We start from the raw sequence: 13988 nt of genomic DNA, 5'->3' as shown, positions 1-13988 counted from the left end.
CGTCACCACGGTACCGGCTGTCCCGCCCAGTCGAAAAATCCCCCTGTATCTGCCGGTGAGAGGGCCTCGATCACCGCAAGCAAGTTCTTGGCTGCGTCATTCGGTTCCACGGCCTGGTGGCGCCCCAGATATTTCTGGGTAAAGCGCGTTTTGACGGTTCCCGGATGCAGCGCCACGCATATCGCCTGCGGATGAGTACGCGCCAATTCTATGGCCGAGGTGCGCAGAATTTGGTTCAGGGCCGCCTTGGATGCGCGATAGCTGATCCACCCGCCCAGACGGTTGTCGCCGATTGACCCCACTCGGGCAGAGAGGACCGCGAAGACGCACCGCCTGTCGCGCGGCAACAACTTGTGTGCGTGGCTAAGAACCAGCGCAGGCCCGACCGCGTTCAGTGCAAATTGATCCATCATGGCGGGGGCCGAGACTGACTTGATTGTCTTTTCCGGCTCTGCTCCGTTGATCTCCAGCGCACCAGAGGCGATCAAGATCATGTCGAACGGGCCATTCAGCGTACCCAGCCCACGACTCACGCTGTCGGGGTCCATCAGGTCAAACCCATCCACGGATCGGGACAAGGTCGTTACTGCAGCAGAATGTTGGCGCAGGTGTTGCGACAAAGCGCTGCCAATTCCGCCTGACGCACCGATGACAAGAGCTGACTTCATCATAGGCGATCTAGCTGACAGACCGCGTGGATCAACCGGGTCGAAAAAGAAAGTCTTCCAGCAGCGATACGCAAATTCGTTCTTTTCATTCCCGGCATGGGTTGTATAACCTCAATCCCATGATCAACCGCGCAGATATCCTTGTTGCCGACACCGCCACCCGCGGTGCGTCGCTGCGTGGCCTACTGATCCTAATCCGCCTCTGAGCGTGCCATCCGGCGCGCCCGCTCAGAGGAGGACGCCCGCGCGCCACAGGCTTTAGGACAGAAGAAGAAAGAGATTCCCATGACCAATGTGACCGACCAAGACCGCGTCTTGATCTTTGACACCACCTTGCGCGACGGCGAACAAAGCCCCGGCGCGACCATGACCCACAACGAAAAGCTCGAGATTGCCGAGCTGCTGGACGAGATGGGCGTCGACATCATCGAGGCAGGTTTCCCGATCGCTTCCGAGGGCGACTTCAAAGCCGTCAGCGAAATCGCCGAGCGGTCGAAAAACAGCCGCATCTGTGGTCTGGCCCGCGCCAATTTCGCAGACATCGACCGCTGCTGGGAGGCGGTGAAACACGCCGAGAAGAACCGGATTCACACCTTCATCGGCACTTCTCCCCTGCACCGCGCCATTCCGAACCTGACGATGGACGAAATGGCCGACAAGATTCACGAAACGGTCAGCCATGCGCGCAACCTGTGCGAAAACGTGCAATGGTCGCCGATGGACGCGACGCGGACGGAATGGGACTACCTCTGCCGCGTGATCGAGATTGCGATCAAGGCCGGGGCCACCACGATCAACATCCCTGATACCGTGGGCTATACCGCTCCGGTCGAAAGCGCGGACCTGATCAAACGCCTGATTGAAACGGTGCCGGGCGCGGATGAGGTGGTCTTTGCCACCCATTGCCACAATGACCTCGGCATGGCGACGGCAAACTCTCTGGCTGCTGTCGCAGGTGGGGCGCGTCAGATCGAATGCACCATCAATGGTCTGGGTGAACGCGCGGGCAATACCGCGTTGGAAGAGGTCGTGATGGCCCTGCGGACCCGCAATGACATCATGCCTTGGACGACGGGTATCGACACCACCAAGATCATGCATATCTCGCGTCGGGTGGCGACTGTGGCGGGCTTCCCGGTGCAGTTCAACAAGGCCATCGTCGGCAAAAACGCCTTTGCCCATGAAAGCGGCATCCATCAGGACGGGATGCTGAAGAACCGCGAAAACTTCGAGATCATGCGCCCCGAGGATATCGGCCTGTCCGGGACGTCCCTGCCGCTGGGCAAACACTCGGGCCGTGCCGCCCTGCGCGACAAGCTGGAAACGCTGGGATATGAGGTTGGCGACAACCAGTTGCGCGACATTTTCGTGCGCTTCAAAGACTTGGCCGACCGCAAGAAAGAGGTGTTCGACGACGACCTCATTGCCTTGATGACGCTGGATGATGCGAACGATTACCTGCAGTTGGTGTCCATGAAAGTCACTTGCGGCACCGGTGGTCAGGCGGAATCGACGGTCGAGCTGGAAATGGACGGCAAGGACATCATCGCGACGGAACACGGCGACGGCCCGGTGGACGCGACCTTCAAGGCGATCCGGTCGATCTATCCCAACAAGGCGCATTTGCAGCTTTATCAGGTGCATGCCGTGACCGAAGGCACCGATGCTCAGGCCACCGTGTCCGTGCGACTGGAAGAAGACGGCATGATCGCAACGGGTCAGTCAGCCAACACCGATACAGTCGTCGCGTCTGCCAAGGCTTATATCCACGCGCTGAATCGTTTGATCATGCGGCGCGAAAAAGCTGGTCCCGGCGCTGATGCGCGCGAGATCAGCTACAAAGACCTGACATGAGCAAAGCGGCCCGCACTTGCGGGCCGTTCTTCGTTTGGAAGGTCAGGACAATCCAGCCTTTTCCAGCCCCTGAACGAAATGGTACAGGTCGTCTTCGTTTGAATAGTGCAGCGTCGCGACAATATCCTCGATTTTGACGTTTGACTGCGCCGCTTTGATCGCATCCGCATGCTCAGCCGCCTTGGCATCATTTCCAAGCCAGGCATGACACGCTGCAACATAAGCGTTCTGCACCATGTCCAACGTTGGCAATCGAGCGAAATCGTCAAGCGCCTGTTCGTATTTTCTGGCGCAGAACCGCGCCTTACCCAGATGGCTCCAGAACCGGGCGGGATGATGCGGGTTCAGGCGCATGGCTTTCTGTATCCATTCAGCCCCCTCCTCGGGGCGGCCTGACCAGGTTAACAATTCGCCCATCTGGACAACAACCAGGTCGTAGTTCGGGTTCAGGGACAATGCTCTTTCCTGATGGTATCGCGCGCGTCCAAGGTTGTTTCGCAAAATCTCGACCGCCGCCATCAGACGGTGCACGTCGGCATCGTTGTCATCCAGAGACGCCGCCTTGAGGATGGCCTCTTCGCACTCGGCCAGCATCGCTTCGCGGTCGTCACACCAGCCATATCCCCAAGCTTGCCCACGGATACAACCGCTCCAGGCGTGAGCATGCGCATAGTCCGGGTCCAGCTTGATTGCCCGGTCGATCAGCTTTGTCGCCTCGACATTCGCTTCTCGGGTGCTGCGATGGTGCAGCACCTTGGCGGCTAGAACGCATTCATACGCTGCGAAATTGGACGGTTTCTTGCGCGTCAGACCCTCTTGCTGCGAGGCTTCGATCCGTCCCGGCAAAGTGGCCACCACAGCCGAAATCACTTCGTCCTGAATCGCGAATATATCGTCCAGATCACGGTCGTATTTCTCGGCCCAAACATGCCCGTCACTGTCGCTGTCGATGAGCTGAACAGTGACCCGTACCCGATTTCCGGCTTTTCGCACACTGCCCTCGACAATGTATTGCGCACCCAGTTTTTCGCCGACCTCTCGCACGTTCACGGCTTGGCCTTTGTAGACAAAACTGGAATTGCGGGAAATGACGAACAACTCATGCCGGCGGCTAAGCTCGGTCAGCAGGTCTTCGGTCAGACCGTCGGCAAAGAACTCCTGCTCGGTGTCGCCGCTCATGTTGGCAAAGGGTAGCACCGCGATCGAAGGCTTCACGACCTTGGTGTCTGTCTCCTCCGCCTGATCGACCTCATCGGCGGGCGCGTCCAATTCGACACGGTACGCGTGGACGGGTTGCGACAGGTTCTTGAGCTCAAGATTCCCCAGATCCTGATAGTGCAGTTCCAGACGGCTGGACACTTGGTCATGAACTGCGCCCGAAATCACCACGTCCCCGGCACGGGCCGATTGTTCCAAGCGGGCGGCAATGTTGACGCCGCTGCCAAAGATATCCCCGTCCTCGAAAATGATTTCGTCCAGATTGATGCCTATCCGAAACTGTATGCGCTGGTCCCTTGGAACATCTGCATTCCGCCGCAGCATCCGGTTCTGAACCTCGACCGCACAGGTGACCGCGTCGCTGGCACTGGAAAACTCAACCAGCATCCCGTCGCCTGTGGTCTTGATGATCGTACCCCGGTTCTTGTCGATGGCCGGGTCTATCAGTTCAATACGGTGCGTGCGCAACCGCGCCAGCGTGCCTTGTTCATCGGTCTCCATCAAACGGCTGTACCCGACCATGTCGGCAGCCAGAACCGTAGCAAGTCGGCGATCCATGGCACCCCTCCTCGCCGGAATTCTAGAGCCGAAAACCCTATTCTCATAAGGAATTCTCAAAAAACACCCAGTGCGTGTATAGGGCGGTCACCAATGCGACCAACGCATGTATTCAGGCGTCTTCAAGCCCGGCAAAGAGTGAATCCAGCCGGTGGGTTTCCTCATCGAACCCGAACGGGGCGTTTACCACAAACATTCCAGAGCCGATCATACGGTGCCCTTCACGCGCGGCAGGAAACCGGACTTCATGGCATTGGGCTTTCGGCAGGTTCTGTTTTGCAAGCGCCTCAACCATCGCTTTGTACCGCCCGTCCGACAGGATCGGATACCACAGCGCGATTACACCTACGTTCCACTTGCGATGCAGTTTGGAAATGATCCCGGGCAAGCGGTCATATTCCGACTTCACCTCATAGCTTGGGTCGATCAACAGCATCCCTCGGCGCGGTGTCGGAGGCAGCAACGACTGCGCCAGCTCGTACCCATCCTGCCTGTAAACCTTTGACCCATAGGCAGACATCGTCATCGACAGCGCCGCGTATTCCTGCGGGTGCAGCTCGGCAAAGTGCAGACTGTCCTGTTCGCGCAACAGGCTGGCGGCGATCAGGGGCGAACCGGCATAGCTGTTCTCGCCGTGGCGCGCGCGGACACTGCTCAGCGCCTTTGACAGGGGATGATCCGCGTTGAACCACCCTTCGCGCTGCGCCCGTTCGATCCCGGCTGCGGCCTCGCCCGTCCGCACGGCCTCGGACGCGTCCAACTGATACAATCCACGGCCCGAATGCGTCTCGAGATAGGTCAGCGGCTTGTCCTTGCGGGTCAGATATTCCAGCATCCATGCCAACAAAGCGTGCTTTTGCACATCAGCCAGATTTCCGGCGTGGTAAATGTGTTGATATGAGAGCATGATGCCTTCTAAAGTCCCTCTCAATAAGGCGGAAAGGTGCTGATTGACGCGGAATCAGCCCTTTTACCGGACGAGATGGCACCCTATAAGACATCCGTCCCGGAACCGTCGAGTCGCGGGCAGTAGAAATTCTGACGAACGGGATCAGTGAACACATGGGAATCTTTGGCAATCTGGGCGGCTTGTTCACAGCGGACATGGCCATTGACCTTGGGACAGCGAACACGCTGGTTTATGTCAAAGGGCGCGGTGTGATCCTGTCTGAACCTTCGGTTGTGGCCTATCACGTCAAGGACGGCGTCAAAAAGGTTCTGGCCGTGGGTGAAGACGCCAAGCTGATGCTGGGCCGGACGCCGGGTTCGATCGAAGCGATCCGTCCCATGCGCGAAGGTGTCATCGCAGATTTCGACACCGCCGAGGAGATGATCAAGCATTTCATCCGCAAGGTTCATAAACGCTCGACCTTCTCGAAGCCAAAGATCATTGTCTGCGTTCCGCATGGTGCGACACCTGTTGAAAAACGCGCAATCCGTCAGTCGGTTCTGTCCGCAGGCGCGCGCCGCGCCGGTCTGATTGCCGAACCGATTGCAGCCGCCATTGGTGCCGGAATGCCGATCACCGATCCGACCGGCAACATGGTCGTCGACATCGGCGGCGGCACCACCGAAGTTGCCGTTCTGTCGCTAGGCGACATCGTTTACGCCCGCTCGGTCCGCGTGGGTGGGGACCGCATGGATGAGGCGATCATCTCATACCTGCGCCGTCAGCAAAACCTGCTGGTCGGCGAATCCACTGCTGAACGGATCAAGACCACCATTGGCACCGCGCGGATGCCCGACGATGGCCGTGGCCAGTCGATGCATATCCGGGGCCGTGACCTGTTGAACGGTGTGCCCAAGGAAATCGAGATCAGTCAGGCGCAGGTCGCCGAAGCTCTGTCCGAGCCGGTCCAGCAGATTTGCGAGGCGGTGATGACCGCGCTGGAGACCACGCCGCCCGATCTGGCCGCGGATATCGTGGACCGGGGCGTAATGCTGACCGGCGGCGGTGCGCTGCTGGGCGATCTGGACCTTGCGCTGCGCGAGCAGACGGGTCTGGCCGTGTCGATTGCCGATGAAAGCCTGAACTGTGTGGCTTTGGGCACCGGCAAGGCGCTGGAATACGAAAAACAACTGCGCCACGCGATTGACTACGAAAGCTAAGGCGCGCACCCTTTCGGGGTGAATACTCGGGCAAGAGCAGCACGGGAAGGTAACCTGTGGCAAAGGACCGATCACAGCGCGACGAATACACGACTCCATTGCGCCGCCTGCTGTTGGGGATCGTTGTTCTGTGTCTGCTGGGCATCTTTCTGGTATGGCGCATTGACAGCCCACGGGTCGAGCGGTTCCGCGCACAGGTCGTAGACACCGTCGTACCCTCAATGGAATGGGCCATGGTTCCCGTCACGGCAATCGTGAACCTCGTGCGCGATTTTCAAAGCTATCAACGGCTGAGCGAGCAAAATCAGGAATTGCGCAGCGAATTGCGCCTGATGCGCGCGTGGAAAGAAGCGGCCCTGCAGCTTGAGCAGGAAAACGCCCGGCTTCTTGACCTCAACAATGTGCGGCTTGATCCGCGCCTGACCTATATCACGGGTGTCGTAATGGCGGATAGCGGCTCGCCCTTCCGTCAGTCTGTACTGCTGAACGTGGGCGAGCGTGACGGAATTATGGATGGCTGGGCCACGATGGACGGGATCGGCGTGGTTGGCCGCATCTCGGGCGTTGGCCCTGATACGGCGCGGGTGATCCTGATGACCGATGCCTCCAGCGCGATACCAGCAACGATTCAACCTTCGGGCCAGACCGCTCTGATCGCGGGGGATAACACACCTTCTCCGGCGGTCGAGTTTCTTGAAAACCGTGAACTGGTGCGGCCCGGTGACCGGGTTGTCACATCGGGCGATGGCGGCGTTTTCCCGGGTGGCCTGCTGATCGGACAGATCACGGCTGACCCCGGTGGGCGTCTACGGGTTCGCTTGTCGGCTGATTTTGAAAGGCTCGAGTTTCTGCGAGTGCTGCGATATCACTCTGCGCCTCCGATCGAAGAGTCTGGGGATATCGTCGGCCCAAGACGACCCGAAGCCGCCATAGAGCCTGCAGAGGTCGGCGATGGATAGGCAGGTTTCGCAGCTTTGGACCAAACGGGCGCTATACCTGTTTCTGGCCTTTCTGGTCATGTTTCTGCACCTATTGCCGCTGGACACACAGCCGGGGCGCTGGCCCTTTCCGGATCTGCTGATCGCCTTGACCTTTGCATGGGTCTTACGGCGACCTGAATATGTTCCGATCCCCTTGATCGCGGTCGTGATGCTGCTGGCGGACCTGCTGTTACAGCGTCCCCCCGGATTGCTGGCCGCGCTTGTCGTTCTGGGGGCAGCCTATTTGCGTTCGGCCGCGCCCAGTATGCGTGACGCCGGATTCTTTGCCGAATGGACAACCGCAGCCGTTGCGATCACGGCTGTTTTTGTACTGAACCGCATAATTCTTGCTATTCTAACCGTGCAACAAGCAGCATTAGGGCCGATGGTGATACAAGTGGTTCTGACAATTGCAGTTTATCCGCTGATCGTTCTGCTCAGCCAAAGCGGATTCGGCATTCGACGCGCCTCAGTGGTGGATTCCGCTACAGCGGGGCTTCGGCCATGAAACAGCGCAAGACCAAATCACAAGGGCTTGCCTATAAACGCCTGCCGCGTCGCGCGGTGATCCTTGGCGGATTGCAGGCGGCGTTCATTGGCGGACTGGCGGCCCGAATGCGGTTCATGCAGGTGGATCAGGCTGACGAATACCGCCTGCTGGCGGAAGAGAACCGCATCAATATCCGACTTATCCCCCCAACACGCGGGCGGATCTACGACCGCAACGGGCAGATTATCGGACAGAACTCGCCATCCTACCGCATCGTAATGGTTCGCGAGGACGCGGGCGATGTCGATGCCGTAATCTCCAAGCTGTCCGATCTGATCCCATTGACCGATGACGAGATCGAACGCGCCAAGACTGAAATGCGCCGGTCTGCCCCGTTCCTTCCGGTGACGCTGGCGGATCAGGTGACGTGGGAAGATATTTCAAAGGTCGCGGTCAACGCCCCTGCCCTGCCCGGTGTCACCCCCGAAGTAGGCATGACCCGCCAGTACCCAAGATACGAGGACTTTGCGCATGTCGTCGGGTATGTCGGCCCGGTCAGCGACTATGACCTCAGCCAGATCGACGACCCCGAGCCGGTTCTGCGTATTCCCCGTTTCCAAATCGGCAAGGTCGGGTTGGAAGCCAAGCAGGAAGGCACCTTGCGCGGCAAAGCGGGTGCCAAACGGGTCGAGGTCAACGCCACGGGCCGCGTGATGCGCGAATTGGACAGGCAAGAGGGCGAGGCCGGTGCCGATCTTCAACTCTCGGTGGACGCAGACCTGCAACAATACGCGCAGGCTCGATTGGCCGGGGAAAGTGCCGCCGCCGTCGTGATTGATTGCGAGACCGGGGATATCCGCGCCATCAGCTCTGCCCCCAGTTTCGATCCGAACCTGTTCGTGCGCGGTATCTCGGTCGCTGATTATCGGACCCTGACTCAGGACAACTACCGCCCGCTGGCCAACAAGACGGTGCAGGGAACTTACCCTCCCGGTTCGACATTCAAGATGATCACCGCAATGGCCGCGCTTGAGGCCGGGGTGATCGGCCCGTCCAATACCGTGTATTGTCCCGGCCACCTGAAGGTCGGCAGCCGCAGATTCCACTGCTGGAAGCGCGGCGGCCACGGAACCGTTGATCTGGAAACGTCGCTCAAACGCAGTTGCGATGTTTACTACTATGACGTGGCATTGCGCACCGGCATCGACAATATCTCGGACATGGCGCGGATATTCGGGCTGGGCGTGAAACACGACATACCGATGTCCGCCGTTGCCGCTGGGCTCGCCCCGAACCAGGAATGGAAACAGCGCGTGCACGGGCAGGACTGGCTGGTGGGCGACACAGCGAATGCCTCGATCGGTCAGGGGTTCATGCTGGCGTCGCCGCTGCAACTGGCGGTCATGACGGCGCGGATCGCTACAGGGCGCGCTGTCTCGCCGCGGCTGGTGCGGTCGGTGAACGGGGTCGAAGAACCCTCGGGCGCGGGTGAGCCTTTGGCGGTGAACCCAAACAACCTTGAGCAGGTGCGCAAGGCGATGTTCTCGGTCTCGAACGACCGGCGCGGGACGGCCTATCGCAGCCGGATTATCGCCGATGACTTCCGCATGGCCGGGAAAACCGGAACCAGCCAGGTGCGCAACATCACCAAGGCCGAGCGCGCTGCTGGCGTTATCCGCAACGAAGACTTGCCATGGGAACGCCGCGACCACGCGCTGTTCGTCAGCTTTGCGCCGTATGACAATCCGAAATACGCCGTTGCCGTCGTTGTGGAACACGGCGGCGGGGGCTCGAAGGCGGCCGCGCCGGTTGCGCGGGATATCATGCTGCAGGCGCTGTACAACGGCACTCCGCCGCTTGAGGCGTATCCGGTCGCCGACCGCGACCGCATAAAGGAACAGCAAAAACGGCTTGAGGGAGATCGCCGCCCCAAAGCGCGCCCGTCCGAAAAGGACCGCGCATGAGCTATCTAGAATACGCTGTCAAATCCACTCCGTCGGGGTTTCGCAAGTTTCTGTACATGAACTGGCCGCTGACCCTGTTGCTGATCAGCACGGCCAGTGCCGGGTTCCTGATGCTGTATTCGGTGGCCGGTGGGTCGTGGACACCCTGGGCCGAACCCCAGATGGAGCGGTTCGGCCTTGGCCTGGCCGTCATGTTCATCGTGGCGCTTGTGCCGATCTGGTTCTGGCGCAACATGTCTGTTGTGGCCTATCTGGGCTCGATCGCTTTGCTGGTATTCGTGGAACTGTTCGGCACCGTCGGGATGGGCGCACAGCGTTGGATTGATCTTGGTTTCATGCGGCTGCAACCATCCGAAGTTATGAAAGTGACATTGGTGATGCTGCTGGCGTCTTACTATGATTGGCTGCCATCGCATAAAACCTCCCGGCCGGTTTGGGTCATCATCCCCGTCATCCTGATCTTGATTCCCACATTCATGGTGCTGCGCCAGCCCGACCTTGGCACCTCGATCCTGCTGCTGGCGGCCGGGGGTGGGCTGATGTTTCTGGCGGGCGTCCACTGGGCCTATTTCGCTGCGGTGATCGCGGCCGGTGTCGGACTGATTGCCACCGTGTTCAACAGCCGCGGAACGGAATGGCAGCTTTTGAAAGACTATCAGTTCCGCCGTATCGACACCTTTCTCGACCCATCTACTGACCCGCTGGGTGCGGGGTACCACATCACGCAGTCGAAAATCGCCCTGGGGTCTGGAGGATGGAATGGGCGCGGTTTCATGCAGGGCACGCAGTCGCGGCTGAACTTCCTGCCCGAAAAACACACCGATTTCATCTTCACCACGCTGGCTGAGGAGTTCGGCTTTGTCGGCGGTATCACACTGCTGACCCTTTACGGATTAATCCTGATCTTCTGCACGGTCACGGCGCTGTCGACGAAAGACAGGTTTTCCTCGTTGGTGACACTGGGGATTGCGCTGAACTTCTTCCTGTTTTTTGCTGTGAACATGTCGATGGTCATGGGCCTCGCCCCGGTTGTGGGTGTGCCCCTGCCGATGGTCAGCTATGGCGGATCGGCCATGCTGGTTCTGATGGCGGCCTTTGGCATTGTCCAAAGCGCCCATATCCACCGCCCCCGTTGATCCGAAAGGCCACCAATGCCCGTGAACGTCCTGTTTTCCGCACGCCCCGAGCTTTGGCCGGTATATCAGCCGCTGTTGACAAAGGGTCTGACTGAGGCCGAGCAGAACTTCCGACTGGCAACCGACATTGAGCCGGATCAGGTGGACTATATCGTCTACGCCCCAAATAGCGGCCTTCTGGATTTCACGCCATACACGCGCCTGAAAGCCGTACTCAGCCTTTGGGCTGGGGTCGAAAAGATCGCGGGAAATGAAACCCTGACCGTTCCTCTGGCACGGATGGTAGATCACGGCCTGACGCAAGGCATGACGGAATGGGTGGTGGGGCATGTTCTGCGCTATCATCTTGGGATGGATCAGCACATCACTGTTCAGGATGGCGTATGGACGCCGGACGCCCCGCCACTGGCGCCCGAGCGACGGGTCTGCATTCTGGGTCTTGGGGCGTTGGGCGAGGCCGCAGCGCGTGTCCTTTCCGCGCTTGGCTTTGATGTCACGGGCTGGAGCCGCACCGCCAAGGATATTCCGGGTGTAAGGTGCCTGCATGGAGACGCGGGGCTGCGTACCGCCCTGTCACACGCCGAAATTGTTGTGCTGCTGTTGCCGGATACGCCTGCGACCGCAAACACGCTGAACGCCGAAACGCTAGCCTTGCTGCCAAAGGGCGCACGCGTCATCAATCCCGGCCGTGGGCCACTGATAGACGACGGCGCGCTGTTATCGGCCCTGAACTCCGGCCAGATCGGGCACGCGACGCTGGACGTGTTCCGAGTGGAACCCCTGCCCGCCGATCACCCCTATTGGGCGCACCCCAAAGTGACGGTCACACCTCACATCGCGTCGGAAACCCGCCCGGCCACGGCCGCGCAGGTCATTTGCGACAACATCGCCCGAGGTGAAGCCGGAGAAGCCCTGCTGCACATCGTGAACCGCGATCTGGGATACTGATCAGACAGCGATCAGGCCACGGCCTTTCAGCAACGCCTCAACCCCCGGCAACCGACCCCGGAAGGCCAGATACAGATCCTCGGCCTCGCGCGAACCGCCGGTAGACAGGATGTTCTCCTCCAGCGCTTTGGCACGCTCGGGATCAAACGCGCCTCCGGCCTCTTCAAAGGCGGCGAAGGCGTCGGCGTCCATGACCTCGGACCACATATAGCTGTAATAGCCCGAGCTATAGCCATCGCCCGCAAACACGTGTGCGAAATGCGGCGTCGCGTGGCGCATCCCGATGGCCGGGGGCATCCCCAGACCTTCCAACACCTGCGCCTGTTTTTCCATCGGGTCCCCCGGGGCCGCGCCGTCATGAAACTCCAGATCGACCAGCGCCGAGGCGACATATTCCACCGTCTGGAACCCCTGATCGAAATTCGCCGCCTTCAGTACCTTGTCCAGCATGTCCTGCGGCATCGGCGCGCCGGTATCGGCATGGGTGGCAAACTCGGCCAGAACCTCGGGCACTTCCAACCAGTGTTCATACAGTTGGCTGGGCAGTTCCACGAAATCGCGCGCCACTGACGTGCCCGAGATGCTTTCATAGGTCACATCCGACAGCATCTGGTGTAGCGCATGGCCGAATTCATGAAACAGTGTCCGCGCGTCATCATAGGACAGCAACGCCGGATCGCCCTTGGCGAAGTTGCAGACATTGATCACGACCGGAGCCTGCACCTTGGGGAATTTCGCCTGACCCCGCATCGCACTACACCACGCGCCGGATCGCTTGGACCCGCGCGCGAAGTAATCCCCGATGAACACCGCGATATGCTGACCGTTGCGCGTGACCTCCCACGCGCGACAATCGGGGTGGTACAGAGGCACGTCCAAAGGCGCGAACTCCAACCCGAACAGGCGATTGGCGCAGGCAAAGGCGGCCTCGATCATCCGGTCCAGTTGCAGGTAGGGTTTTAGCGCGGCCTCATCCAGATCATGCTCGGCCTTGCGGCGTTTCTCGGCATAGTAGCGCCAGTCCCACGCGGCCAGAGGGCCATTGACCCCATCCGCCTGCATCATCTGCGTCAGAATATCGGCATCCGCATCCGCGCGGGCCTTGGCCGGTTCCCACACCTGCATCAGCAGGTCGCGCACCTTGTCGGGCGTGCGGGCCATCTCAGTCTCCAGCTTGTAGGCGGCGAAATTGTCATAACCCAGCAGCTTGGCGCGTTCTTCGCGCAGGGTCAGGATTTCGGCGGCGATCTCGCGATTATCTGTCTCGCCACCATTGGCACCACGCGCGGTCCACGCCTTATACGCCACCTCCCGCAGATCGCGGCGGGGCGAGAATTGCAGGAACGGCACGATGATCGAGCGCGACAGGGTGACAACCGGGCCGTCTGCGCCTTTTTCCTGCCCGGCGGCGCGGGCTGCGTCTACGACGAAATCGGGCAGACCGTCCAGATCATCCTCGGACAGAAGTATGAACCACGCACGCTCATCCGCCAGCAGATTCTGGGTGAACGCAGTACCCAGCGAGGCCAGCCGTGCCTTGATCGCCTGCATCCGCGCGTCCGCGTCTCCGGTCAGCGCCGCACCCGCGCGCACGAAGCCACGAAGGGTCAGCATCAGCACCCGCGCCTGTTCGTCCGTCAGTCCCAAATCATCCTTACGTGCCCACAGATCGGCCACCCGCTGAAACAGCGCCTTGTTCGAGGAAATGCCCGCATAATGCGCCGCCAGCTTGGGTGAGAAGTCACGCTGCAACTCCTCGCGCGCCGGATTGCTGTCGGCCCCGGCCACGGTGAAGAAAACAGACAGAACCTTGTCCATCTTCTCACCTGCGGCTTCAAGAGCCTCGACCGTATTGGCAAAAGTGGGGGCATCCGGGTTGCCTGCAATCGCGTCGATCTGCGCGGTGTGGGATGTCATCGCCTCTTCCAGAGCGGGGGCAAAGTCTGCGTCTGAAATATCCGCGAAGGGCGCGATTTCAAACGGTGTGGTCCAGTCGGACAGGATCGGGTTGGTCATGAAACTCTCCTTTGAGCACAACCTAGGAACGCAAGGGGGAATGATCC

The 13988-nt window shown here is 60.1% G+C and carries 11 protein-coding genes; 7 read left to right on the top strand and 4 right to left on the bottom strand.

Annotated elements, in window-relative coordinates:
• Positions 1 to 2: 2 nt before the first annotated feature.
• Positions 3 to 668 (bottom strand): SDR family NAD(P)-dependent oxidoreductase, encoded by a 666-nt coding sequence (locus ACR0LH_RS19355; protein ID WP_480722144.1) that lies wholly within the window; start codon positions 666 to 668, stop codon positions 3 to 5.
• A 285-nt stretch (positions 669 to 953) separates the two neighbouring features.
• On the opposite strand from ACR0LH_RS19355, the gene ACR0LH_RS19350 reads away from it, so the two are divergent.
• Positions 954 to 2522, top strand: a complete 1569-nt coding sequence (locus ACR0LH_RS19350; protein WP_170563489.1) for a 2-isopropylmalate synthase — start codon at positions 954 to 956, stop codon at positions 2520 to 2522.
• Positions 2523 to 2564: 42 nt separating this feature from the next.
• Here the strand turns inward: ACR0LH_RS19350 and ACR0LH_RS19345 are convergent, their stop codons facing one another.
• Positions 2565 to 4298, bottom strand: coding sequence for an adenylate/guanylate cyclase domain-containing protein (locus tag ACR0LH_RS19345; protein ID WP_170484981.1), 1734 nt, complete (start codon positions 4296 to 4298; stop codon positions 2565 to 2567).
• A gap of 112 nt (positions 4299 to 4410) precedes the next feature.
• Positions 4411 to 5205: a 23S rRNA (adenine(2030)-N(6))-methyltransferase RlmJ gene (locus ACR0LH_RS19340; protein ID WP_480722143.1), complete on the bottom strand. Its 795-nt coding sequence runs from the start codon at positions 5203 to 5205 to the stop codon at positions 4411 to 4413.
• Between the two features lie 155 nt (positions 5206 to 5360).
• Between ACR0LH_RS19340 and ACR0LH_RS19335 the strand changes: the two genes are divergently transcribed.
• The 6 genes from ACR0LH_RS19335 to ACR0LH_RS19310 are packed head-to-tail and all read left to right on the top strand — an operon-like array spanning position 5361 to position 11925.
• The gene (locus tag ACR0LH_RS19335; RefSeq protein WP_039523195.1) at positions 5361 to 6407 is read left to right on the top strand and encodes a rod shape-determining protein; all 1047 of its coding nucleotides are present in this window, start codon (positions 5361 to 5363) and stop codon (positions 6405 to 6407) included.
• A gap of 56 nt (positions 6408 to 6463) precedes the next feature.
• Entirely contained in the window at positions 6464 to 7366 is a 903-nt protein-coding gene (mreC, locus tag ACR0LH_RS19330; protein ID WP_480722141.1) for a rod shape-determining protein MreC, read from the top strand.
• Positions 7359 to 7895, top strand: a complete 537-nt coding sequence (locus ACR0LH_RS19325) for a rod shape-determining protein MreD (protein WP_480722139.1) — start codon at positions 7359 to 7361, stop codon at positions 7893 to 7895. The genes mreC and ACR0LH_RS19325 overlap by 8 nt, the downstream gene beginning before the upstream one ends.
• The gene (mrdA, locus tag ACR0LH_RS19320; protein ID WP_170550268.1) at positions 7892 to 9841 is read left to right on the top strand and encodes a penicillin-binding protein 2; all 1950 of its coding nucleotides are present in this window, start codon (positions 7892 to 7894) and stop codon (positions 9839 to 9841) included. The genes ACR0LH_RS19325 and mrdA overlap by 4 nt, the downstream gene beginning before the upstream one ends.
• A complete protein-coding gene (rodA, locus tag ACR0LH_RS19315) occupies positions 9838 to 10977 on the top strand; it encodes a rod shape-determining protein RodA (protein WP_170388927.1) in 1140 nt (379 codons plus the stop codon). The genes mrdA and rodA overlap by 4 nt, the downstream gene beginning before the upstream one ends.
• Positions 10978 to 10992: 15 nt before the next feature.
• A complete protein-coding gene (locus ACR0LH_RS19310) occupies positions 10993 to 11925 on the top strand; it encodes a 2-hydroxyacid dehydrogenase (RefSeq protein WP_480722138.1) in 933 nt (310 codons plus the stop codon).
• On the opposite strand, the gene ACR0LH_RS19305 is transcribed toward ACR0LH_RS19310, so the two are convergent.
• Positions 11926 to 13941: a M3 family metallopeptidase gene (locus tag ACR0LH_RS19305; protein WP_480722137.1), complete on the bottom strand. Its 2016-nt coding sequence runs from the start codon at positions 13939 to 13941 to the stop codon at positions 11926 to 11928.
• Positions 13942 to 13988: the final 47 nt, after the last annotated feature.

It is taken from the genome of Ruegeria sp. CL6 (genome assembly GCF_056536465.1).
This window is presented reverse-complemented; position numbering and strand designations above follow the sequence as displayed.

Excerpts from the sequence above, each read along its gene's own strand:
- ACR0LH_RS19355 (WP_480722144.1), bottom strand. The coding sequence starts at position 668 with ATGAAGTCAGCTCTTGTCATCGGTGCGTCAGGCGGAATTGGCAGCGCT.
- ACR0LH_RS19350 (WP_170563489.1), top strand. The coding sequence starts at position 954 with ATGACCAATGTGACCGACCAAGACCGCGTCTTGATCTTTGACACCACC.
- ACR0LH_RS19345 (WP_170484981.1), bottom strand. The coding sequence starts at position 4,298 with ATGGATCGCCGACTTGCTACGGTTCTGGCTGCCGACATGGTCGGGTAC.
- ACR0LH_RS19340 (WP_480722143.1), bottom strand. The coding sequence starts at position 5,205 with ATGCTCTCATATCAACACATTTACCACGCCGGAAATCTGGCTGATGTG.
- ACR0LH_RS19335 (WP_039523195.1), top strand. The coding sequence starts at position 5,361 with ATGGGAATCTTTGGCAATCTGGGCGGCTTGTTCACAGCGGACATGGCC.
- ACR0LH_RS19325 (WP_480722139.1), top strand. The coding sequence starts at position 7,359 with ATGGATAGGCAGGTTTCGCAGCTTTGGACCAAACGGGCGCTATACCTG.
- mrdA (WP_170550268.1), top strand. The coding sequence starts at position 7,892 with ATGAAACAGCGCAAGACCAAATCACAAGGGCTTGCCTATAAACGCCTG.
- rodA (WP_170388927.1), top strand. The coding sequence starts at position 9,838 with ATGAGCTATCTAGAATACGCTGTCAAATCCACTCCGTCGGGGTTTCGC.
- ACR0LH_RS19310 (WP_480722138.1), top strand. The coding sequence starts at position 10,993 with ATGCCCGTGAACGTCCTGTTTTCCGCACGCCCCGAGCTTTGGCCGGTA.
- ACR0LH_RS19305 (WP_480722137.1), bottom strand. The coding sequence starts at position 13,941 with ATGACCAACCCGATCCTGTCCGACTGGACCACACCGTTTGAAATCGCG.